Below are 21,224 nucleotides of genomic sequence, written 5' to 3'. Positions count from 1 at the left end.
GACAACGATTCAGAAACCTCCGAGTTTTTCCGGAGCATTTTCTGACTGCACTTTGCTGCGCTTTTTTTGGTGGCTGTGCGTGGGAGACCTTCGGGTCTGCCGGTTTTACCGTTGTCCGGTTCGCCAACCTGCGTACAGCTACCACCCTATTGTTTGGCGACGATTGAGTGGTAGGTCTTCCACCTACTAACGGTACTCACGCATGAAAGAATATATGGCTTTAACCAGCAACGCCGACGATCTCCCTTCCCTGTTCGTCAACACCACCCAACCGCTGCACTCCCTGCTCAGCACCGCCAGTTACAGAATTCGGGCCGTGACGCAGATCCTCGAAAACCTCGCAATGCGAGGTGACATCACGACTGACTCGGTCATCCTCAGCGACTTCGCATTGCTCTGCTGCGTGCCCTTGCGCGACGGTTGCGATGTGCTGGATGTCATCGCTCGACGCATGGATGCGGAACCATCCTGACGTGATAGCGGGCGCCTTTCGGGGCGCCCTTTGCATTTCATGGCCGACCATTGCGCCTTACCGAGTCGCGACAATAAACAACCGCGGAAACGGTAACAGCACCGAACCATCACTCAACGCCGGATAAGCCTGCTCAATCGCAGCTTGGTACTGCTTGAGGTATTGCGTCTTTTCCATCTCATCCAGCGGTGCAAGAAACGGCCGCAATCCGCTGCCCTTGAACCACTCGACCACGCCCGATGCACCGCCCGCCAACGGGTGATGGTAAGTGGTGCGCCATACATCTACTCGCGCACAGTGAGGTCGCAGCATCGAGTAGTAATCGCTGACTCTCGCCATCTCTGTGCGTTGCCCGGCGGCGTCCGCCAGTTTGCTGGCCCACGGCCCCTCGGCGGCCACTTCTCGCATCAGGCGGTGGGACGGTTCGTTGAGGTTGTCGGGCATTTGAATGGCCAGGCTTCCACCCTTGGTCAGTCTGCCGGCCAGTGAAGGCAGTAACGTCGCGTGATCGGGCAACCACTGCAACACTGCGTTGGCGAATATCACGTCGAATGGGCCGCTGTCGTTCCAGGTGCCGATATCAACGGTGTCGAACTGCACGGTTGGCAAGCGCTTGCGAGCGGCCTCGATCATGTCGGTCGAACTGTCGACGCCACGTACCGTAGCGCTGGTGAAGCGCTCGACCAGTAACTCGGTCGAGTTACCGGGGCCACAACCGATGTCGATGGCCGAATGCGCGTCCACGGGCGGGATGGCGGCGAGCAGATCCCGCGCCGGACGGGTGCGTTCATCTTCAAAAGCGACGTATTGTTTGGCGGACCAACTCATTGCGTTCTCCTGTCGGTGCGTTGTTGTGGGCCAGAGGCAGACAACCGGTTCGATACGATACCTCCACCAGCGTGCGCGGCTCTATCCCGACCATTGAAGAACACAAAACGTCGACCGCTCGTCGATCCAGCCACAAAGCAGTTTTGACAGTCAAGATTTCGCATCTATAGTCCAATCGCGGCCCGTCGGAAGGAACCCGAACCTGCTGTATGCATGCAAGGAGCAAGGCCAGCTCATCTTTGTGATAGGTGGATTCCGTCCGTAGTGTTTGCGCAACGACCGCAAGGCAAGCAATCGTTGTTGTGCCTGGAAAGATGCCAGGCGTTCACTATGAAAAAGGAGATTCACTATGTCACGAGTTACGGATGTACTGGTTTCAATCGACACCGAAACCATTCTGAAAAAGTACCCCAATATCAGCAAAAACCCCGCTGCGCCGACAATGATCGACGTCAATTACATGTATATGGTCACCAACCAGAACAACGTGGTCAGTGGCCAGGCCGGTGGCGAATTGAACTTGAAAGCTCAAGTGGGCGATTTGATTCGCTGGCGGGAAACCAGCCTGTCACTTAGTTTTGAAACCGCCGTTATTTTCTACAAGTTCACTGGCAATGTCGGCAACGAGTTGATCTCCACCCCCACACCGCGCAAGGCAACAGCTTGCGTTGCCGTCCCCAACCCCAGCAATCCTTCGGTGCCGAGCTGTCAAAAAGTCGATAACCATTACTGGTCTTCGGAGACTCTTTCGTGCGGCAGTGTGACCTACCACTTCCACTTCCTGATCGTGGACCGCGAGTGCAAGATCGTCGGCTGCTGTTCGTGGGACCCGTTCATCACCATCAGAAACTGACGAGCGTCTGGCCCCTTGGCAACAAGGGGCTTGCCGAATGCGTTGCCGCCTCGACAGGAACGGGATGTCTTGCATGAACAGAAGCGGCTGCCGTCATGTGCCAACATCATGAAAGGAATCCATGATGACTTCCAAACCGATCAAATCCCCTTCATCCAGCGTCGCGACCACGAGCAATGTATTGCTGATCGTCGATGCCGAATCATTGCTTTCGCGCTATCCGCAACCCAGCCTCAAACCGCAACTTCCGACGGTGATCGAGGATGGCTTTATCTTTGCCATCAGCGGCCAAAAAAATGCCAATAATGACAGCAATATGACGTTGAGCGAGGATAACGGGACAACGTTCCATATCCGTGGAAGAACCGTCAGTTTGCTCGCAGAACACAGTGTGGTGTTTTACGAGATGTCCGTGGGCGATGCCGGCGTACTGTCAGCGCCCAAGTTGGTGGTCCATGGCAACCTGACGATAGCTGCGCCAGACCCTGCAAATCCAACCGAGCCGGGTAACCATGTGATTGCCGATCATTATTGGGAATGCAAGCGACTGTCCTCCGGGGTAGCGGCGTGCGAGCTGAATTTCATGCTGATCAACAAAAGCTGCGAGGCGTTGGGTTACTTCAGTTGGACCCTTGAAGTGAAGCTAATTGACTAGACGCAATTTGTAGCAGCTGGCGAAGCCTGCGTCCGGCTGCGCAGCAGTCGTAAACCCTAAGCTATCGGTCTCACTGAAACACCGAGCCGCATGATTTCACGACTGCTACGCAGCCGGACGCAGGCTTCGCCAGCTGCTACAAAACTCGAGTCGCAAGCGAATCCGGAAATGTCAGTAGAATTTTCAACAGGCCGTCGCTGTCTGAAATTCAGGCGCATCCCTATAAGGAACACGGCAATGAAATTCGCAAAAATCTCGCAGAAACTCGCCCTGTGGGCCGGCAGTCCCAAGACGTTTATGGCGGCGCTACTTCTGATTGCCCTGTGGGGCTTGAGCGGGCCGATTTTCGGTTTCAACGACACCTGGCAATTGGTCATAAACACGTCCACCACGATCATCACCTTTCTGATGGTGTTCCTGATCCAGAACACGCAGAACCGCGATACCGACATTCTGCATTTGAAAATCGACGAGTTGCTGCGGGTGAACAAGGAGGCAAAGAACGCGATGCTGGGGCTGGAGATACTGGACCTCAAGCAATTGGAGGCGCTGCGCAAATACTATCGCGCCATGGGTGAAAACGAGGTACATGACCTGGCGGGGCTGGCGTCGTCGAGCCGACACAAACAAAATTTGAATGAGTGCTGAGCCAAAAAAACGGCGCGTGATGTAAGTCACGCGCCGTTTGTAGTAAATGCCACTAGCGACCGGCCTGCAACGCCCTGGCCATTTGCAGATGATTTTGCAGTTTGGGCAGGGTCTCTTCAGCGAAGGCTTTGATTTCCGGCACGTCGGTGGTCTGCGCTTCTTGCTGAAGTTGTTCGATGGCTGCCTGGGTGGTTTTCACCTGACTGGCGGCGTAGGCCTGATCAAAGGTTGCACCGTCCAACACTTGCGGCATCAACGCTTTGGCCTTGTCGACCACTTCTTCGCGCGGGGCCACTGGCAAATCCAGTTGTTTGGCGATTTTCGCCAGATGCTGGTTCGCAGTGGTGCGGTCGTTGATGACAACGATCGTGTAGTCCTTGACCTCTTTGGATTCGGTTTTCTGGTGCGCCAGTCGACTCGCTTCAATGTCGGCCATGCCTTGGGCCGACGCATCGTCGATGAATTCTGCGGGGGACTGGGCAAAAGCGCTGCTGGCACACAGGCTCAGTAACGTGACAAAACCTGCATGACGTATTCGGGTGGCCATCCTGTTCATGGTCGCGCCCTCCTTGTAAAAAAATTCAAGCGGGAGCTTGCGCCCCCGCCTCTCAATCAAAAACCACGTTCAATCACTACTTGGATTTCTGACCACCTTTGCGGCCCATTTCGGGTTTCGAAGAGTCTTTATCTACAGTCGTGGTGGTAGTTTTCCCACCTTTACGACCGGCTTCAGACGCCTTCGTTCGATCGTTGGCGAAGTTTCCCGAGTTCGAGTTTCTTGAATTAGGCATGATTCTCTACCTCTTGGTTAGGACCCAGGCGAGCAACAGCCCGCATAAAATCAGAATCGAGGAGCCTAAAAAGGTTTAGAAAAGCTGAAAAAGCCGCGACGAACGGCGGCACCGCTTCAGACTTCGAGGCGCAGATGATGCTGGCGTTTGGCGGTGTACATGGCCTCGTCGGCATGCCTGAGCAGCTGCTGTTCTTCGGTGCCGTGCTCGGGGAAATGAGCGACGCCTATGCTGATCTGGATGTTCAGGTTATGCCCGTCCAGACGCAGCGGCTGCGCCAGGACCTGAAGGATTTTTTCCGACACCCTGTCGGCGTCTTCCGAAGCGTGGATGCTGTGCAACAACACCACAAACTCGTCGCCGCCGATGCGTGCCACGGTGTCGGTTTCGCGTACGCAACCCTTGAGCCGATTGGCCACCGCTTGCAAGAGCATGTCGCCCACCGTATGGCCGTGGGTGTCGTTGACGTCCTTGAAGCGATCAAGGTCGACGTACAGCAACGCCATGCGCCCGCCCTCTGCGCGAGCCTGCGCCAATGAAGCCTTGAGACGATCACGCAGCAGCCCGCGATTGGGCAGTTGAGTCAGCTGATCGTACTGCGCCATTTGCTGCAGCCGGGCATGCAATTGCTTGCGCTCGATGGCGGTCGCGACCTGCGCGCAGACGTATTGCAACAGTTCCTTGTCCTGCTCGGTGTAGCGCTCGCCCCCCGGTACGCTTTTGACGATGAGCGCGCCGATGGTGCCGTTTTTCGAGTTCAGTGGCACAACCAGCCAGCAGGGCGAATTCGGGTCTTCGATCGACATCTCGAAGCCCGCGTACGAATTGTCCTGCTCCGGGGACAGTAAAATCGGCTGACCGCTGCGTATCACTTCCGCACACAGGCGTTCGGTCATAATGCCAGGCTGCTCGGGTTGCAGTTCATCGTCGTCGACGTGATAAGGGAAATTCAATTGCCCGTAGTGTTCGTCATACAGCGCCACAGAGAAATTCAGCGCGGGCAGCCATTCACCAATGATCAGGTGAATGCGTTTGAACAGCGTCAGCAAGTCTTCTGCTGCGTGAGCTGCCTCAGAGATCGCATACAACGCGGCTTGCCGGGACTCGGCCTGCTTGCGTTCGGTGATGTCCCGGGCCACCGCGATACGTAATTGATCGACTTCCGACCAGCGCGCCGACCAGAGGATATGCACCACTTGGCCGTCCTTGCGCAGGTAACGGTTTTCAAAGTTGAGTTTGGGCTCGCCGCCCATGATTTCCCGCGCGGCATCGAGCGTGCGCTGGCGATCGGCAGGATGCACCAGATCGATCATCGACTGGCCGATCATCTCGTCGGGGGTGTAACCGAAAATGCGCTCGAAAGCCGCACTGACAAATGCGAAGCGACCTTGCTTGTCGACCGCACAAACGGCGTCGAGCAACAGATCGAGGTAGCTTGCCAGCGGTGCGGAGTTACTGTTTGCCATGGAGCCCTGCTCTGGATTCAAGCCTTGTTCGTGACCAGCCCGGGCAACGCGTGCGCCAGGGCATTAATGGCAAAACCGATAAACATGACCCCGCACAACCGGGTGATCGCCAGTTCATGACGCTGATACAAGGTCCGAACCTGCCGTGCACCAACTATACCGATGAGGATAGCGTAAGCGATCAAACCACCGACGAAACTCAGGACAATCAACCACGGCAACATCGACCAGTGCAGCAGCTCCGCACGGCTGGACAACAGCGCCGTAAACGTCGCCACCGCCACCGGGTACGCCTTGGGATTGGTCAGACCGAACAATATGCCGTGCCAGAACGGCTGGCGAGCCGGCCCTTGAGGCGCCTCGGCACTGCTGCGTTTCGCCCGTACAGCGCGCAAACCGAGCCAGAACAAATAGAGGCCACTGAGCACACCCAAGACATCGAACGCCGTGCTGCCGATTTCCCGCGCGCCGACAATCGCGATCAACGCGGTGCTGCACCAGACCACATCCCCGAGCAGGTGCCCACACAAGAACCCCGCTCCAGCCCGTCGACCACGCGCCGCGCCAATGCCGAACACCGCCAACACACCCGGCCCCGGCGTGATGCCATAGATGAAACCCGAGGCGAGAACAGCCATTAGCAGCGATGGGGTCATGGGAAGTCCAGATGAACCAATGAGCGAATGGACACCAGTCTATCCCAGCGCGCACGCCCCAATCATCAACCGCGCGCTATTCCCTCGCCAATCCGCCCATTCAACCCGTTCAACGCCTGATCCCCACGGTATAAACCGGAGACATCCTTTACGTTCTAAACCGGAGACATCGTTTACAGGTATGAAATACGGTCAGCGTGCCCTCTTCGTGGACGGCGACGAACAACTGGAGGGTGAGCAGGTCGAGACGGCGGCTCTGGCTTTTTGCAGCATGGAGGGCTCGCTGACTTCTGTGCGGCTGAATGGGCAGGACAACCGGGTTTTGCCTCACACCCACACAGCCATCGTCCTACACATAAAAATCTTGTAACACTCGACCGAAGCGGAAACGGCCGATTCAGCGTCAACGTCGCACTCTGTAAAGTCTGGCAACACACACGGATGGCTTCACCACTCAAGGACAGACACTTCAAATGGACCAGACCACGCACGCGGCAAATACCTTCACCAACTATCGAAAACTGATCTCGCTGGCCGATCACGACTGGGAAGTCGCAGAAGCCGGCAAGGTCGCGGGACTGAATGTCGACATCAGAAGCAGCAACCGCATGGTTGACCAGCACGGACGCGCCTTTCATCACTTCTGCACCACATCTTATCTGGGCCTGGATCACCATACCGACCTGCTCGACGGCGCCATGACCACCTTGTGGGAAACCGGCACCCTGCGCGTGGCCAACTCAAAAAACCGCTGCAAACTGGCGATCCTCGAACAGTACGAATCCGAGCTGTCAGCGTTGTTCGGTGCCACCTGCCTGAGCACCTTGTCGTGCAGCGCGGCAAGTGCCGGCATCCTGCCGCTGCTGGCCAGCGGCGTGTTCACCGAAAACCGGCCGCCGGTGATGGTGTTTGACCGGTTGGCGCACTACTCGATGAATCACCTGAAAGCCGCCTGCGCTGATGAAACCAGAGTCGTGACCAGTCCGCACAACGACATGGACTTTCTGGAAACGCAATGCCAGCAAAACACCAGGGTCGCGTATGTTGCCGACGATGCGTACAGCATGGGCGGGGTCGCCGACATGGACAGCCTTTTGTACCTGAAGGACCGTTATGGGTTGTTTCTCTATCTCGACGACTCCCACGCGCTGTCCACCGTCGGCACATTCGGTGCCGGCCTGGTGCGCCCCAGGTTTCAGGCCCTGGAAGATGACGGCCTGGTCGTTGCCTCACTGGCCAAGTCATTTGGCGCCAGCGGCGGGCTGGTGATGCAGGGCAATGAACGGCAGAAAAAGCTGGTTCAACGCTACGGCGGTCCCAGCAACTGGTCACAAAGCCTGAACAGCGCGGCCATCGGTGCGGGCAGAGCCTCCATCCAGTTGCATCAAACGCCGGCATTTGCCGCGTTACAGGAAAAACTTCAGGTTAATATCCGGCTCTTTGACAGCCTGATCCGAACCGCACAGCACGGCAGCAACATGGCGATTCGCTTGATCCACTGCGGTGAAGCGGCACGGGCCAACCGCATCGCCATCGAATTGGCCAACCTCGGTTTCTTCACCTCGGCGGTGTTTTTTCCGGTAGTTGCCCAAGGCAAGGCGGCTGTGAGAATCACCTTGCGGGCCGACATGGAACCGATGCTGATCCGCCACTTTTGTGAGCTCGTCACCGAGCTTTTATGCACGCCTGCCGAAGTCGCCGGCGATTGAACACCAGGGAAGATGTCATGAAGAGCCGCAGCACCCTCCTTGTCACTTGCAGCACGGTTTTTCTCGCTCAATTGGGCATGAGCATTTACCTGCCGGCGCTACCGGAGATGGCTCGGTACCTGTCCGCCGAGGCCTCGCAGGTGTCCTGGGGGCTGGCAGTGTACTTGATCGGCATGGCGATGCCGATGTTGTTCTGGGGCAGCCTCGGTCAGCGCATCGGTCGCAAACCGGTATTGCTCGCGGCGTTGGGCATTTATGGGCTGGGCAACCTCGTACTGCCGCTGAGCCAGACACTTGAATCGTTCCTGATGATTCGACTGATTCAAGGCATCGGTGCCAGCGGAATTTCGGTGATGGCCCGGGTGCTGATCCGCGATAGCTTTCGCGGCGATCTGCTGGCGAAGGCGTTGTCGTGGATTTCGATTTCATTCGTGGTGGCGCTGGGAATCGGCCAGTACCTGGGGTCGGTTATTCAGGTAGCGCTGGGCTGGCCAGCGATCTTCTATCTGCTGGGGGGCGCGAGCCTGTTGATGGCGACGGTTGTGGCGCGGGTCCCGTTTGCTGTGCTGGCCGAGGACAACGTGCAGTCGTCTGCGTGGCCAAGTTACGGGCGCATTCTGCGCGATCGTGCCTTCCTGCTACCGGCCCTCACCGGCGGCCTCGGTTATGGGGTGATCGTCGCCTTCAACACCGCCGCGCCGCTGATTCTGCAAGGTCCGTTCAATTGGTCGGCGGTGGAATACGGACTGCTGGGCTGGCCGATCAGCGCGGCGTATTTTCTGGGAGCGTTGGCGGTCAATGGCTTGGTACTGCGCACCGGTCAGCGCCGATTGATGGCGGCCGGCGTCGGGCTGGTGCTGGCGGGCAGCGCGGTGATGTTGTTGGGCAATATTGCCGGCACCAGCCTTGCGCTGCTGTTCTGGTTGCCCTATTGCGTGGCGGTGTTCGGGCAATCGCTGACCTACCCGACCAGCTTGTCGCTGGCTAACGACGGTTCACCGGTCGGTGGTGCTTATGCGATGGCCCTGAGCGGCTTTATTCATCAACTGATGGCTGCGGTCATTGGCGGTATCGCCAGCCTGATTGCCAGTCAGCAGGCGTGGCCACTCTCGCTGCTGTGCACGTTGCTGGCGGTGGGCGCGATGCTCTGCGTGATGCTCGCGCCGGGGCGCCAAAACACATGTTGATCTGACTCGTTGCCCGACCGTGATAAAGTCGCCGCCCATTAGCCCCTTGCTTCGAGACGACCACCGCAATGACCGATTTCCAGGATGTTGATGCCCAACTTGAAGACTGGAACGCCTTGCGCGCCACCGCCTCGTTCAGCGGTTTGCTGGTGGGCAACGGCGCCAGCCGCGCCGTGTGGGACGATTTTGGTTACGACTCGCTGTTCGAGAATGCGCGCACCGTCGAAGAGAAACCCCTGAGCCAATCCGAGCTGAGCGTGTTCGAGGCGATGCAGACACGCAGTTTCGAGCAAGTACTGAGCGCGCTGAAAACCACCAGCCGGGTCAACAAGGCGCTGGCGGTCAGCTCCGCCGCACCGCGCAATCGCTATTACGCAGTCAAGGAAGCGCTGATCAACACCGTGCATGCCGTGCATATTCCGTGGCGGCTGGTGGTGCCTTCAACCCTGGCGACCATCAGCCGGGAACTGGGCTCCTATCAGACGGTATTTACCACAAACTATGACTTGCTCAATTACTGGTCGATCCAGCATCAACCAGACGCGATCACCGACCTGTTCCAGGGCACCGAGCCGGGTTTTGACCTGAGCACCACGACGACCGATAAAACCCGTTTGTTGTACCTGCACGGTGGATTGCATCTGGTGCGCAATCAGGACGGCACAGCGCGCAAACTGATGTCGACCGAGGGCACGTTGCTCGGCAGTTTCGCGATCAACAATACGATCAAGACGCTGGATGACGTGCCGCTGTTTGTGAACGAAGGGCCGGCGCAGGACAAGCTCAAGACCATTCGCAGCTCGGATTATCTGTCGTTTTGTTATGACCAGTTGTTGGGGCATGGCGACGGGTTGTGCGTCTTTGGTCATGCGTTAGGTGAGCAAGACAGCCATATCGTTCATGCACTGCGCCAGGCAAAACCGACGGTGGTGGCAATCTCGATTTACCCGCGCAGCAAAGCGTTTATCCAGCATCAGAAGCGGCATTACGCGAAGGTGTTCGAGGGGACGGGATCAGAGCTGCGGTTTTTTGATTCGAAGACGCATGCGTTGGGGAGTCCGAAGCTGACGGTTCCAGTCGAGGTTTAGTGGCGACGCGGCTGACGCCATCGTCGGATCGCCGCCCGGAGCCGGCTCGCTCCCACCTTTAATCGCGTTCCTCCAGTACAAATGCAGTCGAAAGTGGGAGCGGTGGTGTAGTTCAGAGCACCGGCAAGGTCTTGTCCTTGATCACGGTGGTCGGCCCGTTGGCCTTCACACTGGCGATGCCTTTTTCCCGTGCGGCCTCGGAGGAATAGGCTTCACTGCTGCCGATGATTTCGTGGTTGGCGGCCTTGAGGTTGAAGTAAGGATGGCCATCCTTGGTGGTCTTTTTTTCGTAGCGTTCATCCAGCGGGCTGTTTTTTTGCACCGAGGCAATGCCGTTGTCGGCTGCGCTGCGGGTGGTGTAATGCTCGCTGGCCAGAATGGTTTCGGCATTGGCCGCTTTTAATACAAACCGAAACTGGCCGCTGCTGGTTTTGCTCAACTCGTACCATCCAGACATGCTCTTTCTCCTTGGCAATTAAGATGTTTCGCGCTTCAGAGTAAAGACCAGCCCGGGACATCTGTCGCCTGTACCTACCTCATCGCGGGGCCGCTCCCGCAGGAGTTAGGGTGCTGGGTAGTTTTGGGCGAATACCTGAAGCTGTGGATAGAACAACCGAAAATCCTCGCTTAACGGTTCATACAACACCCGCAATTCCTGCATCGCCCCCGCCAGTTCCTCAGGCCGGGTCAATCGCCGTGAAATCCCCCGCAGTACCTGCTCCAGCACCTCGAACTCCCGATAAGAACCCAACCAGTCATTCGCCACCATGTGCGGCGCGATCTTCGCCAGGCGCTCGGGCAATTGCGGTTCGGCCGTCAGTACCCGGTACACATCAGAGGTGAACAGTTCCAGTGGCCGGTCGGCGTATAGCGTCCAGTTCCGTGCCAGGCAGTGGTCGAAAAACACGTCGAGCACGATCCCGGCGTATCGCCGGCGAGTGCTGGAAAACCGTGACAACGAAACGTCCACCAACGGGTGGCGGTCGGTAAACACGTCGATGCTGCGGTGCAGCTGGATGGCCGCCTCAATTTCCGGATCGTATTGCCCTTGCAGCCGTCCTTTGACGAAATCGCCATACAGACTGCCGAGCAATTGACCGGGACGCGGGCCACCGAGGTGAAGATGTGCGAGATAGTTCATCCGCGCAGCTTAGCACTGCACCTTTGTTTCCATACACCCACGTATCGTTATAACCCGATATACCGATTTATACGCTCATCAGAGCAAAATTATATTGGTATATCGCGAAATACCGATTTAAAGTTCGCCTCATCGCGATATAGCGTTTTACTCATCACGAGCTCCCAGCCATGAACCTCGACTTCGACGAAATAATAAAAGCCCTGGCACACCCGGTACGGCGAGAAATCCTGCACTGGCTCAAAAACCCGGACGTCGAATTCCCTGACCAGTCCCACAGCAACGAGCACGGCGTTTGCGCCGGACAGATCGATCAACGTTGCGGCTTGTCGCAGTCCACGGTGTCCGCGCACCTGGCGACCCTGCAACGCGCCGGCCTGATCAGCAGCCGCAAAGTCGGCCAGTGGCATTTTTTCAAACGTAATGAGGAAACCATCCAGGAATTCCTCAAGACCTTCAGTAAAGAGCTCTGACCCTTAACGTCAGTCAGCCGACAAGGAATCAAACAATGCCCCTCTCGCTCCTCATTCTGGCCTTGAGTGCCTTCGCCATCGGCACCACCGAGTTCGTCATCATGGGCCTGCTGCCCGATGTGGCGGCGGACCTCGGTGTGTCGATCCCCGGCGCTGGCTGGCTGGTGACCGGTTACGCCCTGGGCGTGGCCATCGGGGCGCCATTCATGGCACTGGCCACCGCCCGGCTGCCGCGCAAGGCGGCACTGGTTGCGTTGATGGGTATTTTCATCATCGGCAACCTGCTCTGCGCCCTGGCCAGTGACTACAACGTGTTGATGTTTGCGCGGGTCGTCACGGCTCTCTGCCACGGTGCCTTCTTCGGTATCGGTTCGGTGGTGGCGGCAGGTCTGGTGCCGGCCAACAAACGCGCTTCGGCCGTGGCCTTGATGTTCACCGGCCTGACCCTGGCCAACGTGCTCGGCGTTCCCTTGGGCACCGCGCTCGGTCAGCAAGCCGGCTGGCGTTCGACCTTCTGGGCCGTGACCGTGATCGGTGTGATTGCCTTGATCGGCCTGATCCGCTTCCTGCCGGCCAAGCGCGATGAAGAAAAACTCGACATGCGCGCCGAACTGGCAGCGCTCAAGGGCGCCGGGATCTGGTTGTCCCTGAGCATGACTGCGCTGTTCGCCGCCTCGGTCTTCACCCTGTTCACCTACGTCGCGCCGCTGCTCGGCGAAGTCACCGGAGTCTCGCCGCGCGGCGTGACCTGGACATTGATGCTCATCGGCCTGGGCCTGACCGTCGGCAATATCATCGGCGGCAAACTGGCAGACAAAGGCATGGCCGCGACACTGATCGGCGTGTTCATCAGCATGGCGGTGGTGTCCACCGTACTGACATGGACCAGCGTCGCGCTGATCCCGACCGAAATCACCCTGTTCCTCTGGGCGACCGCGTGTTTTGCCGCCGTCCCAGCCCTGCAAGTGAACGTAGTGACCTTCGGCAAAGCGGCCCCGAACCTGGTGTCGACCCTGAACATCGGCGCTTTCAACATCGGCAACGCACTCGGTGCCTGGGTCGGCGGCAGCGTCATCGCCCACGGCTACGGCCTGACCAGCGTGCCCCTCGCGGCCGCCGCACTGGCGGTGCTCGCCCTGCTGGTGACCCTGATTACTTTCCGCCAGAGCGGCAATCCCGAACTGGCTCCAGCGACTCACTAAACCACCTAGACCTCACGAGGGTGCATTCATGACGACTATTTTCGATCCGATCAAACTGGGCGACATCGAGTTGGCCAACCGCATCATCATGGCGCCGCTGACCCGCTGCCGCGCCGACGAAGGTCGCGTGCCGAACGCGCTGATGGCCGAGTACTACGTCCAGCGCGCTTCCGCTGGCCTGATCCTCAGCGAAGCCACGTCGGTCACGCCGATGGGCGTCGGCTACCCGGACACCCCGGGCATCTGGTCCAACGACCAGGTACGCGGCTGGGCTAACGTGACCAAAGCCATCCACGGCGCGGGCGGCAAGATCTTCCTGCAACTGTGGCACGTCGGCCGGGTTTCTCACACCTCATACCTGAACGGCGAAGCGCCGGTCGCACCGAGCGCCATCCAGCCAAAAGGCCACGTCAGCCTGGTTCGCCCATTGGCGGATTACCCAACCCCGCGTGCCCTGGAAACCGCTGAAATCGCCGACATCGTCGACGCTTACCGCACAGGCGCCGAGAACGCCAAAGCCGCAGGTTTTGACGGTGTGGAAATCCATGGTGCCAACGGATACCTGCTCGACCAGTTCCTGCAAAGCAGCACCAACCAGCGCACCGACCAATACGGCGGTTCCCTGGAAAACCGTGCGCGCCTGCTGCTGGAAGTGACCGACGCGGCCATCGAAGTCTGGGGCGCCGGTCGCGTCGGTGTGCACCTGGCACCGCGCGCTGACTCTCATGACATGGGCGACGACAACCTCGCCGAAACCTTCACCTACGTTGCTCGCGAATTGGGCAAACGTGGCATCGCGTTCATCTGCTCGCGCGAAAAAGAAGCCGGCGACAGCCTTGGCCCGCAATTAAAAGAAGCCTTCGGTGGCCCGTACATCGCCAACGAACGCTTCACCAAGGACAGCGCCAACGCCTGGCTGGCCAGCGGCAAGGCCGATGCAGTGGCCTTCGGCGTGCCGTTCATTGCCAACCCGGACCTGCCTGCACGTTTGAAGGCCGACGCGCCGTTGAACGACGCGCGTCCAGAACTGTTCTACGGCAAAGGCCCGGTGGGTTACATCGACTACCCGGTGATGTAAGCGTCAAATACTGAAATGCAAAAAAGCCCCGACTCCTCAGAGCCGGGGCTTTTTCCGTTTTCAGATGGTGAGCTCACACTCATTCACACCCACGACACAAATTTCGTACAAATTACGTAGCTCGCTACCTGTCATCCTGGCGAGTGTGCGTATATAAAAGCAGCCCATGGAATCCGGCGTCCGCTTTGACAGTTACCACACGTGAAGCCAATTTCGCTTTTTTTTCATTTGCGCAGGCTTGGGCTCAAGCGCAGCATGTCCAGCCCCGTCTCCACCCAACGCTCGGCGTCGGCGTGCAATTGAAAGCTGTCGGGCGCCAGCAGCCACTGGTACAGGATGCCGTCGATATAGGCATGCAGGCTGATGGCAGCGCGTGCCGTGTCGAGGTCTTTGGGCATTTGCCCCCGATTCACGGCATTACTCAAGGCCAGGGCAATTCGAACATTGCAATCCAGGCTGACCGTTCGGCGCTGCTGACGCAGGTCGCACATTTCATCGGTGAATTCGCACTTATGAAACAAAATCTCATTGATACGTCGGGTCTTTGGATCCAGCGCAACTTGATGAAACAAATGAATCAGCAGTTTGCGCATGCAACCGAGCGGATCGAGTTCATCCTCGCTTTCACTGGCCCTGGCCATTTCATCCAGTGGCTCATGCAAGGTATCCAGCATGGCCTGCACCAAATCGGCCTTGTTGCTGAAATGCCAATAGATAGCACCGCGAGTCACACCGGCCAACGTAGCGATGTCCGCCAAAGTCGTACGCGCCACGCCCCTTTCATAAAAGGCTTTTTCTGCCGCTTCGAGTATCTGGCTGCGGGTTTCTTGAGCTTCCTCTTTGGTACGACGGACCATGGCAGTAAAACCTCAATCAGGATGCCTCAGCGATGTCTGAACATCAGCTGAATAAAAATGGAGCGAGCGCTCTTGGGTGCCGTCCCCGTCTTGCAATTCAAACCTTTGAACGGCTTTTGTAGAGAAGTGGATACGCAGCCGAGGTGTTTACAAACAACCATGAACGTAAGTATATTCCTTAGCAAGCTACTTATCCACTCAGCACCCCATTTTTAACCTTCCACCTTTCTCGTGCGCATGATGCGCGCCGGACCCGAGGATTTTCATGCAATTCAAGTCAGCTGTTACCGCTCTGGTCACTGCCGTCGCCTTGGCATCGCTGCTCAGCGGATGCAAAAAGGAAGAAGCCGCACCAGCCGCACCGCCTCCTCAGGTCGGCGTTGTCACTCTGAAAACCCAAGCCTTCACCCTGACATCCGACCTGCCGGGCCGTACCAGCGCCTACCGCATCGCCGAAGTTCGCCCCCAAGTGAACGGCATCATTCTCAAGCGCATGTTCAAGGAAGGCGGCGACGTCAAAATTGGCCAGCAGCTGTATCAGATTGATTCGTCGGTTTATGACGCCACGTTGAAAAGTGCAGAAGCCAACCTGCAACAGACCAAGTCGATCTCCGACCGCTACAAACAACTGGTCGCCGAACAAGCGGTAAGCCGTCAGGAATACGACACGGCCGTAGCCAACCGGATGCAATCGGAAGCCGCGCTGCAAACGGCTCAGATCAACGTGCGCTACACCAAGGTTTACGCACCGCTGACCGGTCGTATCGGTCGCTCCAACGTGACAGAAGGCGCGCTGGTGACCAGCGGCCAGGTTGATCCGATGGCGGTGATCCAGCAAATCGACCCGATCTATGTCGACGTGACCCAATCCTCTGTGGAGTTGCTGCAACTGCGCCGCGAACTGGAAAGCGGTCGTCTGCAAAAGGCCGGCGACAACTCGGCGGCGGTCAAGCTGACCCTCGAAGACGGCAGCCAGTACAAGCTGGACGGCAAGCTTGAGTTCTCCGAGATCTCGGTTGACCAGACCACCGGTTCCGTCACCCTGCGTGCCGTGTTCCCGAACCCTGAACACACCCTTCTGCCGGGCATGTTCGTTCACGCTCAATTGCAGGCCGGTGTGAACTCGGCAGCGATTCTGGCGCCGCAACAAGGCGTGACCCGCGACCTTAAAGGCACGCCGACTGCACTGGTCGTCGGTCCTGACAACAAGGTCGAACTGCGCCATCTCAAGGCCAACCGCACCGTCGGTAGCCAATGGTTGATCGAGGACGGCCTGAAGGCAGGCGATCGCCTGATCACCGAAGGGCTGCAATTCGTCAAGCCTGGTATCGAAGTCAAAGCCACTGAAGCGACTAACGTTGGCGCAAAGAACCCGGCCCCCGCACAGGCAGCTGACAAAGCTTCCAGCGGCAAAGGGGAATAACCCATGTCGAAATTTTTTATCGACCGTCCGATTTTCGCCTGGGTAATAGCCCTGGTGATCATGCTGGTCGGGGCACTATCGATCCTCAAGCTGCCGATCAACCAATACCCGAGCATTGCGCCTCCGGCAATCGCCATCTCCGTGGCCTACCCGGGTGCTTCGGCACAAACGGTACAAGACACCGTGGTGCAGGTGATCGAGCAGCAGCTCAACGGTATCGACCACTTGCGTTATGTGTCCTCGGAAAGTAACTCCGACGGCACCATGACCATCACCGCGACCTTCGAGCAAGGCACCAACTCCGATACCGCGCAGGTTCAGGTCCAGAACAAACTGAACCTGGCCACCCCGTTGCTGCCGCAAGAAGTGCAGCAGCAAGGTATCCGCGTCACCAAGGCAGTGAAGAACTTCCTGTTGGTGATCGGCGTGGTCTCGCGTGACGGCAGCATGACCAAGGACGACCTGTCCAACTACATCGTATCGAACATGCAGGACCCGATCTCGCGGACCGCCGGTGTCGGTGACTTCCAGGTGTTCGGCTCCCAGTACGCCATGCGTATCTGGCTCGACCCGGCCAAGTTGAACAACTACAACCTGACCCCGATCGATGTCAAAACCGCCATCGCCGCACAGAACGTCCAGGTGTCGTCCGGCCAGCTTGGCGGCTTGCCTGCCCTGCCCGACACACAACTGAACGCCACGATCATCGGCAAGACCCGCCTGCAGACTGCCGAGCAGTTCGACAAGATCCTGCTCAAGGTCAACAAGGATGGCTCGCAGGTTCGCTTGAAAGATGTCGCTGACGTCGGTCTGGGTGGTGAAAACTACAGCATCAACGCCCAGTTCAACGGCGCCCCGGCTTCCGGTCTGGCGGTGAAACTGGCCACTGGCGCCAACGCTCTGGATACCGCCACAGCCCTGCGCAAGACCATCGACAGCCTCAAGCCTTTCTTCCCGGAAGGGATGGAAGTGGTGTTCCCGTATGACACCACCCCCGTGGTGACCGAGTCGATCAAAGGCGTGGTTCACACCCTGGTCGAAGCGGTCGCACTGGTGTTCCTGGTGATGTTCCTGTTCCTGCAAAACTTCCGCGCCACCATCATCACCACGATGACCGTGCCGGTGGTATTGCTGGGTACGTTCGGCATCCTCGCCGCGGCCGGTTTCAGTATCAACACCCTGACCATGTTCGGTATGGTCCTGGCCATCGGCTTGCTGGTGGACGACGCCATCGTTGTGGTGGAAAACGTCGAACGGGTGATGAGCGAAGAAGGCCTCTCGCCCAAGGAAGCCACCAAGAAATCCATGGGCCAGATCCAGGGTGCATTGGTGGGTATCGCCCTGGTGCTGTCGGCGGTTCTGCTGCCAATGGCGTTCTTCAGTGGCTCCACCGGCGTGATCTACAAGCAGTTCTCGATCACCATCGTCTCGGCCATGGCCTTGTCGGTTCTGGTTGCGCTGATCTTCACCCCGGCGCTCTGCGCCACCATGCTCAAGCCCATTCCCAAGGGTGAGCACGGCGTACCCAAGCGCGGCTTCTTTGGCTGGTTCAACCGCAACTTCGACCGGGGCGTCAGAAGCTACGAGCGCGGCGTGGGCAGCATGCTCGCGCGCAAGGCACCGTACCTGTTGGCCTACCTCCTCATCATTGTCGGCATGATCTGGCTGTTCACCCGTATCCCGACGGCGTTCCTGCCGGAAGAAGACCAGGGCGTACTGTTCGCCCAGGTGCAGACGCCGGCCGGCTCAACCTCCCAGCGCACCCAAGTGGTCGTGGACGAGATGCGTGAATTCCTGTTGCGTCCGAGCAAGGATGGCGGTGAAGGCGATGCGGTGAACTCGGTGTTTACCGTGACCGGTTTCAACTTCGCCGGTCGTGGCCAGAGCTCGGGTATGGCGTTCATCATGCTTCGACCATGGGACGAACGTAACGCCGACAACAACGTGTTCAAAGTGGCGGCCCGTGCCCAGCAGCACTTCTTCACCTTCCGTGATGCCATGGTATTTGCCTTCGCGCCTCCGGCGGTACTGGAACTGGGTAACGCCACCGGTTTCGACGTGTTCCTTCAGGACCGTGCCGGTATCGGTCACGAAAAACTGATGCAAGCACGCAACCAGTTCCTCGGCATGGCCGCGCAAAGCAAGATTCTGTCTCAGGTCCGTCCGAACGGCCTGAACGACGAACCGCAATACCAACTGGAAATCGATGACGAGAAGGCCAGTGCCCTGGGCATTACCATCGCCGACATCAACAACACCCTGTCGATCGCGCTGGGCAGTAGCTACGTCAACGACTTCATCGACCGTGGTCGAGTGAAGAAGGTTTACGTACAAGGCCAGCCTGGCTCGCGCATGAGCCCTGAAGACTTGAAGAAATGGTATGTGCGCAACAGCGCCGGCACCATGGTTCCGTTCACGGCGTTTGCCAAGGGTGAATGGATTTACGGATCGCCGAAGCTGGCCCGTTACAACGGCGTCGAAGCGATGGAAATCCTCGGCTCCCCGGCGCCGGGTTATTCCACCGGTGAAGCCATGGCCGAAGTCGAAGCCCTTGCCGCGAAACTGCCGGCGGGTGTGGGTATTTCCTGGACCGGCCTGTCATACGAGGAACGGTTGTCCGGTTCGCAAGCGCCAGCGCTGTACGCATTGTCGCTGCTGATGGTGTTCCTGTGTCTGGCGGCACTGTATGAAAGTTGGTCGATCCCGATTGCGGTGATGCTGGTGGTGCCTTTGGGGATCATCGGTGCACTGATGGCGACCAGCCTGCGCGGGCTGTCCAATGACGTGTATTTCCAGGTGGGCCTGTTGACGACCATCGGCCTCGCGGCGAAAAACGCCATTCTGATTGTCGAATTTGCAAAGGAACTGCATGAGCAAGGGCGCAGCCTGCGCGATGCAGCGATTGAAGCCAGCCGGATGCGTTTGCGACCGATCATCATGACCTCGCTCGCGTTCGTCCTGGGTGTGGTGCCACTGGCCATTTCCACCGGTGCAGGTTCGGGTAGCCAGCATGCCATCGGCACCGGAGTGATTGGCGGTATGATCACCGCCACCGTTCTGGCGATCTTCTGGGTCCCACTGTTCTTCGTCACTGTGTCGTCCATCGGTCAGCGCAAAATTGCCGACCCGGATGACGCCACTGAAACTCCTAAAGAGGCTGGCCAATGAGCAAGTCGCTACTTTCCCTAGCCGTCGCCGCGTTTGTGCTTGGTGGTTGCTCGCTGATACCCGACTATCAGCAGCCTGAGGCACCGGTGGCCGGCCAATACCCGCAGGGCCCGGCGTACTCGCCGGCCCAGGCACCGAGCCAGGCTGCGGCGGAGCAAGGCTGGAAGCAGTTTTTCCATGACCCGGCACTGCAACAGCTGATTCAGGTCGCGCTGGAAAACAACCGTGACTTGCGTGTCGCCGCGCTGAACATCGATGCCTTTGCAGCTCAATACCGCATCCAGCGTGCCGATCTGTTCCCGGCCATATCGGCCAATGGCAGCGGCAACCGCCAGCGCGTTCCGCAAAACTCTTCGCAGACCGGCGAGTCGGGTATCGTCAGTTCCTACTCGGCCACGGTCGGCATCAGTGCCTATGAACTCGACCTGTTTGGTCGGGTTCGCAGCCTCAGCGAAGAAGCGCTGCAAAAATACTTCGCCACGGAAGAAGGTCGACGCAGCACGCAGATCAGCCTGGTGGCCAACGTGGCCAACGCCTACCTGACCTGGCAAGCCGACAAGGAACTGCTGAAAGTCACCCAGGACACCCTCGGTGCGTTCGAGGAAAGCTACAAGCTCACCGCGCGCAGTGCCGAGGTCGGTGTGGCGTCGGCGCTGGACCTCGCCCAGTCGCGCACCTCGGTGGAAAACGCCCGGGCGCAATTGGCGAAGTACACCCGTCAGGTCGCTCAGGATGAAAACAGCCTGGTGCTGCTGCTCGGCACCGGCATCCCGGCCAACCTGCAAGCCGCCAAGCCGCTGTCTGACGATTTGCTCAGCGACGTACCAGCCGGCCTGCCATCGGACTTGCTGCAGCGTCGTCCGGACATTCTTCAGGCCGAATACAACCTCAAGGCCGCCAACGCCAACATCGGCGCGGCACGGGCGGCGTTCTTTCCGAGCATCAGCCTGACGGCCAACGCCGGCACCCTGAGCCCGGACTTGTCCGGTCTGTTCAAGGGCGGTTCGGGCACCTGGTTGTTCCAGCCGCAGATCAACTTGCCGATCTTCAACGCCGGCAGCCTGCGCGCCAGCCTGGATTATTCGAAAATCCAGAAAGACATCGGCGTGGCGAACTACGAGAAGTCCATTCAAACGGCCTTCCAGGAAGTCGCCGACGGCCTGGCCGCTCGCCAGACTTACACCGATCAGTTGAAGGCTCAGCGTGACTTCGTCACCGCCAACCAGGACTACTACCGTCTGGCCCAGCGTCGTTACCTTATCGGTGTCGACAGCAACCTGACCTTCCTCGATGCCCAGCGTCAGCTGTTCAACGCCCAACAAGTACTGATCACCGACCGTCTTGCGCAACTGGTCAGCGCGGTCAACCTGTACAAGGCCTTGGGTGGCGGCTGGAATCAGCAGACCGCCAAGGTCGAACCGCTGAAAGAAGAAGCGCCGAAGATGAAGTTGTTCTGATAGTGCTTTAAAACAAGAAGCCCACCTTTTGGTGGGCTTTTTGTTGGTTGCGGGAAAAGGTGTGGTGTGATC

At 58.5% G+C, this 21,224-nt stretch carries 21 protein-coding genes; 13 read left to right on the top strand and 8 right to left on the bottom strand.

Going from position 1 to position 21,224, the window contains the following annotated elements:
- Window positions 1-202: 202 nt before the first annotated feature.
- On the top strand, window positions 203-472 hold the full coding sequence (locus J2Y56_RS07925; RefSeq protein WP_223511298.1) for a short-chain dehydrogenase: 270 nt from the start codon (window positions 203-205) through the stop codon (window positions 470-472).
- A gap of 57 nt (window positions 473-529) precedes the next feature.
- Here J2Y56_RS07925 and tam read toward each other — a convergent pair whose 3' ends face one another.
- Window positions 530-1,300, bottom strand: coding sequence for a trans-aconitate 2-methyltransferase (gene tam, locus J2Y56_RS07920; protein WP_310334049.1), 771 nt, complete (start codon window positions 1,298-1,300; stop codon window positions 530-532).
- Between the two features lie 349 nt (window positions 1,301-1,649).
- Here tam and J2Y56_RS07915 point away from each other — a divergent pair, with 349 nt between their 5' ends.
- From J2Y56_RS07915 to J2Y56_RS07905, 3 genes are all read left to right on the top strand, one after another.
- Window positions 1,650-2,153 carry an inclusion body family protein gene (locus J2Y56_RS07915; protein ID WP_007947605.1) on the top strand — a complete coding sequence of 168 codons (504 nt, stop codon included), beginning with the start codon at window positions 1,650-1,652 and terminating at the stop codon, window positions 2,151-2,153.
- A 124-nt stretch (window positions 2,154-2,277) separates the two neighbouring features.
- Window positions 2,278-2,808 (top strand): AidA/PixA family protein, encoded by a 531-nt coding sequence (locus tag J2Y56_RS07910; RefSeq protein WP_310349752.1) that lies wholly within the window; start codon window positions 2,278-2,280, stop codon window positions 2,806-2,808.
- 237 nt (window positions 2,809-3,045) lie between these two features.
- Window positions 3,046-3,456 carry a low affinity iron permease family protein gene (locus J2Y56_RS07905; protein WP_007947607.1) on the top strand — a complete coding sequence of 137 codons (411 nt, stop codon included), beginning with the start codon at window positions 3,046-3,048 and terminating at the stop codon, window positions 3,454-3,456.
- A gap of 52 nt (window positions 3,457-3,508) precedes the next feature.
- Here J2Y56_RS07905 and J2Y56_RS07900 read toward each other — a convergent pair whose 3' ends face one another.
- The 4 genes from J2Y56_RS07900 to J2Y56_RS07885 all read right to left on the bottom strand — a co-directional run bounded on the left by J2Y56_RS07900 (window position 3,509) and on the right by J2Y56_RS07885 (window position 6,369).
- Complete coding sequence (locus tag J2Y56_RS07900; RefSeq protein WP_007947608.1) at window positions 3,509-4,012, bottom strand: DUF4142 domain-containing protein; 504 nt, start codon at window positions 4,010-4,012, stop codon at window positions 3,509-3,511.
- 76 nt (window positions 4,013-4,088) lie between these two features.
- Complete coding sequence (locus J2Y56_RS07895; RefSeq protein WP_007947610.1) at window positions 4,089-4,247, bottom strand: KGG domain-containing protein; 159 nt, start codon at window positions 4,245-4,247, stop codon at window positions 4,089-4,091.
- A 116-nt stretch (window positions 4,248-4,363) separates the two neighbouring features.
- A complete protein-coding gene (locus tag J2Y56_RS07890) occupies window positions 4,364-5,713 on the bottom strand; it encodes a diguanylate cyclase domain-containing protein (RefSeq protein WP_310349607.1) in 1,350 nt (449 codons plus the stop codon).
- 17 nt (window positions 5,714-5,730) lie between these two features.
- On the bottom strand, window positions 5,731-6,369 hold the full coding sequence (locus tag J2Y56_RS07885) for a LysE family translocator (protein ID WP_150782166.1): 639 nt from the start codon (window positions 6,367-6,369) through the stop codon (window positions 5,731-5,733).
- Between the two features lie 473 nt (window positions 6,370-6,842).
- Here J2Y56_RS07885 and J2Y56_RS07880 point away from each other — a divergent pair, with 473 nt between their 5' ends.
- From J2Y56_RS07880 to J2Y56_RS07870, 3 genes are all read left to right on the top strand, one after another.
- Window positions 6,843-8,078, top strand: coding sequence for an aminotransferase class I/II-fold pyridoxal phosphate-dependent enzyme (locus J2Y56_RS07880; protein ID WP_310349604.1), 1,236 nt, complete (start codon window positions 6,843-6,845; stop codon window positions 8,076-8,078).
- Window positions 8,079-8,095: 17 nt separating this feature from the next.
- A complete protein-coding gene (locus J2Y56_RS07875) occupies window positions 8,096-9,265 on the top strand; it encodes a multidrug effflux MFS transporter (protein WP_310349603.1) in 1,170 nt (389 codons plus the stop codon).
- Between the two features lie 68 nt (window positions 9,266-9,333).
- Window positions 9,334-10,353 (top strand): DUF4917 family protein, encoded by a 1,020-nt coding sequence (locus tag J2Y56_RS07870; RefSeq protein WP_150782169.1) that lies wholly within the window; start codon window positions 9,334-9,336, stop codon window positions 10,351-10,353.
- Between the two features lie 112 nt (window positions 10,354-10,465).
- Here J2Y56_RS07870 and J2Y56_RS07865 read toward each other — a convergent pair whose 3' ends face one another.
- Both J2Y56_RS07865 and J2Y56_RS07860 read right to left on the bottom strand, forming a co-directional pair.
- Window positions 10,466-10,810: a YegP family protein gene (locus J2Y56_RS07865; RefSeq protein WP_007947620.1), complete on the bottom strand. Its 345-nt coding sequence runs from the start codon at window positions 10,808-10,810 to the stop codon at window positions 10,466-10,468.
- A gap of 105 nt (window positions 10,811-10,915) precedes the next feature.
- On the bottom strand, window positions 10,916-11,494 hold the full coding sequence (locus J2Y56_RS07860; RefSeq protein WP_007947621.1) for an ACP phosphodiesterase: 579 nt from the start codon (window positions 11,492-11,494) through the stop codon (window positions 10,916-10,918).
- Between the two features lie 170 nt (window positions 11,495-11,664).
- Between J2Y56_RS07860 and J2Y56_RS07855 the strand changes: the two genes are divergently transcribed.
- From J2Y56_RS07855 to J2Y56_RS07845, 3 genes are read left to right on the top strand one after another with little or no spacing between them, the layout of a single operon-like run.
- On the top strand, window positions 11,665-11,967 hold the full coding sequence (locus tag J2Y56_RS07855; protein ID WP_007947622.1) for a helix-turn-helix transcriptional regulator: 303 nt from the start codon (window positions 11,665-11,667) through the stop codon (window positions 11,965-11,967).
- Between the two features lie 35 nt (window positions 11,968-12,002).
- Window positions 12,003-13,169 (top strand): MFS transporter, encoded by a 1,167-nt coding sequence (locus tag J2Y56_RS07850; RefSeq protein WP_007947623.1) that lies wholly within the window; start codon window positions 12,003-12,005, stop codon window positions 13,167-13,169.
- A gap of 28 nt (window positions 13,170-13,197) precedes the next feature.
- Window positions 13,198-14,247, top strand: coding sequence for an alkene reductase (locus tag J2Y56_RS07845; RefSeq protein WP_310349601.1), 1,050 nt, complete (start codon window positions 13,198-13,200; stop codon window positions 14,245-14,247).
- A 224-nt stretch (window positions 14,248-14,471) separates the two neighbouring features.
- Here J2Y56_RS07845 and emhR read toward each other — a convergent pair whose 3' ends face one another.
- On the bottom strand, window positions 14,472-15,104 hold the full coding sequence (gene emhR / locus J2Y56_RS07840; RefSeq protein ID WP_007947625.1) for an efflux system transcriptional repressor EmhR: 633 nt from the start codon (window positions 15,102-15,104) through the stop codon (window positions 14,472-14,474).
- A gap of 265 nt (window positions 15,105-15,369) precedes the next feature.
- Here emhR and J2Y56_RS07835 point away from each other — a divergent pair, with 265 nt between their 5' ends.
- The 3 genes from J2Y56_RS07835 to emhC are packed head-to-tail and all read left to right on the top strand — an operon-like array spanning window position 15,370 to window position 21,152.
- Window positions 15,370-16,527: an efflux RND transporter periplasmic adaptor subunit gene (locus J2Y56_RS07835; protein ID WP_007947627.1), complete on the top strand. Its 1,158-nt coding sequence runs from the start codon at window positions 15,370-15,372 to the stop codon at window positions 16,525-16,527.
- Between the two features lie 3 nt (window positions 16,528-16,530).
- Complete coding sequence (emhB, locus tag J2Y56_RS07830; RefSeq protein ID WP_310349599.1) at window positions 16,531-19,695, top strand: efflux RND transporter permease subunit EmhB; 3,165 nt, start codon at window positions 16,531-16,533, stop codon at window positions 19,693-19,695.
- A complete protein-coding gene (gene emhC, locus J2Y56_RS07825) occupies window positions 19,692-21,152 on the top strand; it encodes an efflux RND transporter outer membrane subunit EmhC (RefSeq protein WP_007947629.1) in 1,461 nt (486 codons plus the stop codon). The genes emhB and emhC overlap by 4 nt, the downstream gene beginning before the upstream one ends.
- Window positions 21,153-21,224 lie beyond the last annotated feature (72 nt).

Origin of the sequence: Pseudomonas sp. BE134, from assembly GCF_031456105.1 — a bacterium.
Classification (GTDB): domain Bacteria; phylum Pseudomonadota; class Gammaproteobacteria; order Pseudomonadales; family Pseudomonadaceae; genus Aquipseudomonas.
Note: the sequence above shows the minus strand (reverse complement) of the source record. Positions and strands in the feature narration are given on the sequence as shown.

Bases quoted from the DNA above. Each gene is read 5' to 3' on its own strand.
- J2Y56_RS07925 (WP_223511298.1), top strand. From the start codon at position 203: ATGAAAGAATATATGGCTTTAACCAGCAACGCCGACGATCTCCCTTCC.
- tam (WP_310334049.1), bottom strand. From the start codon at position 1,300: ATGAGTTGGTCCGCCAAACAATACGTCGCTTTTGAAGATGAACGCACC.
- J2Y56_RS07915 (WP_007947605.1), top strand. From the start codon at position 1,650: ATGTCACGAGTTACGGATGTACTGGTTTCAATCGACACCGAAACCATT.
- J2Y56_RS07910 (WP_310349752.1), top strand. From the start codon at position 2,278: ATGACTTCCAAACCGATCAAATCCCCTTCATCCAGCGTCGCGACCACG.
- J2Y56_RS07905 (WP_007947607.1), top strand. From the start codon at position 3,046: ATGAAATTCGCAAAAATCTCGCAGAAACTCGCCCTGTGGGCCGGCAGT.
- J2Y56_RS07900 (WP_007947608.1), bottom strand. From the start codon at position 4,012: ATGAACAGGATGGCCACCCGAATACGTCATGCAGGTTTTGTCACGTTA.
- J2Y56_RS07895 (WP_007947610.1), bottom strand. From the start codon at position 4,247: ATGCCTAATTCAAGAAACTCGAACTCGGGAAACTTCGCCAACGATCGA.
- J2Y56_RS07890 (WP_310349607.1), bottom strand. From the start codon at position 5,713: ATGGCAAACAGTAACTCCGCACCGCTGGCAAGCTACCTCGATCTGTTG.
- J2Y56_RS07885 (WP_150782166.1), bottom strand. From the start codon at position 6,369: ATGACCCCATCGCTGCTAATGGCTGTTCTCGCCTCGGGTTTCATCTAT.
- J2Y56_RS07880 (WP_310349604.1), top strand. From the start codon at position 6,843: ATGGACCAGACCACGCACGCGGCAAATACCTTCACCAACTATCGAAAA.
- J2Y56_RS07875 (WP_310349603.1), top strand. From the start codon at position 8,096: ATGAAGAGCCGCAGCACCCTCCTTGTCACTTGCAGCACGGTTTTTCTC.
- J2Y56_RS07870 (WP_150782169.1), top strand. From the start codon at position 9,334: ATGACCGATTTCCAGGATGTTGATGCCCAACTTGAAGACTGGAACGCC.
- J2Y56_RS07865 (WP_007947620.1), bottom strand. From the start codon at position 10,810: ATGTCTGGATGGTACGAGTTGAGCAAAACCAGCAGCGGCCAGTTTCGG.
- J2Y56_RS07860 (WP_007947621.1), bottom strand. From the start codon at position 11,494: ATGAACTATCTCGCACATCTTCACCTCGGTGGCCCGCGTCCCGGTCAA.
- J2Y56_RS07855 (WP_007947622.1), top strand. From the start codon at position 11,665: ATGAACCTCGACTTCGACGAAATAATAAAAGCCCTGGCACACCCGGTA.
- J2Y56_RS07850 (WP_007947623.1), top strand. From the start codon at position 12,003: ATGCCCCTCTCGCTCCTCATTCTGGCCTTGAGTGCCTTCGCCATCGGC.
- J2Y56_RS07845 (WP_310349601.1), top strand. From the start codon at position 13,198: ATGACGACTATTTTCGATCCGATCAAACTGGGCGACATCGAGTTGGCC.
- emhR (WP_007947625.1), bottom strand. From the start codon at position 15,104: ATGGTCCGTCGTACCAAAGAGGAAGCTCAAGAAACCCGCAGCCAGATA.
- J2Y56_RS07835 (WP_007947627.1), top strand. From the start codon at position 15,370: ATGCAATTCAAGTCAGCTGTTACCGCTCTGGTCACTGCCGTCGCCTTG.
- emhB (WP_310349599.1), top strand. From the start codon at position 16,531: ATGTCGAAATTTTTTATCGACCGTCCGATTTTCGCCTGGGTAATAGCC.
- emhC (WP_007947629.1), top strand. From the start codon at position 19,692: ATGAGCAAGTCGCTACTTTCCCTAGCCGTCGCCGCGTTTGTGCTTGGT.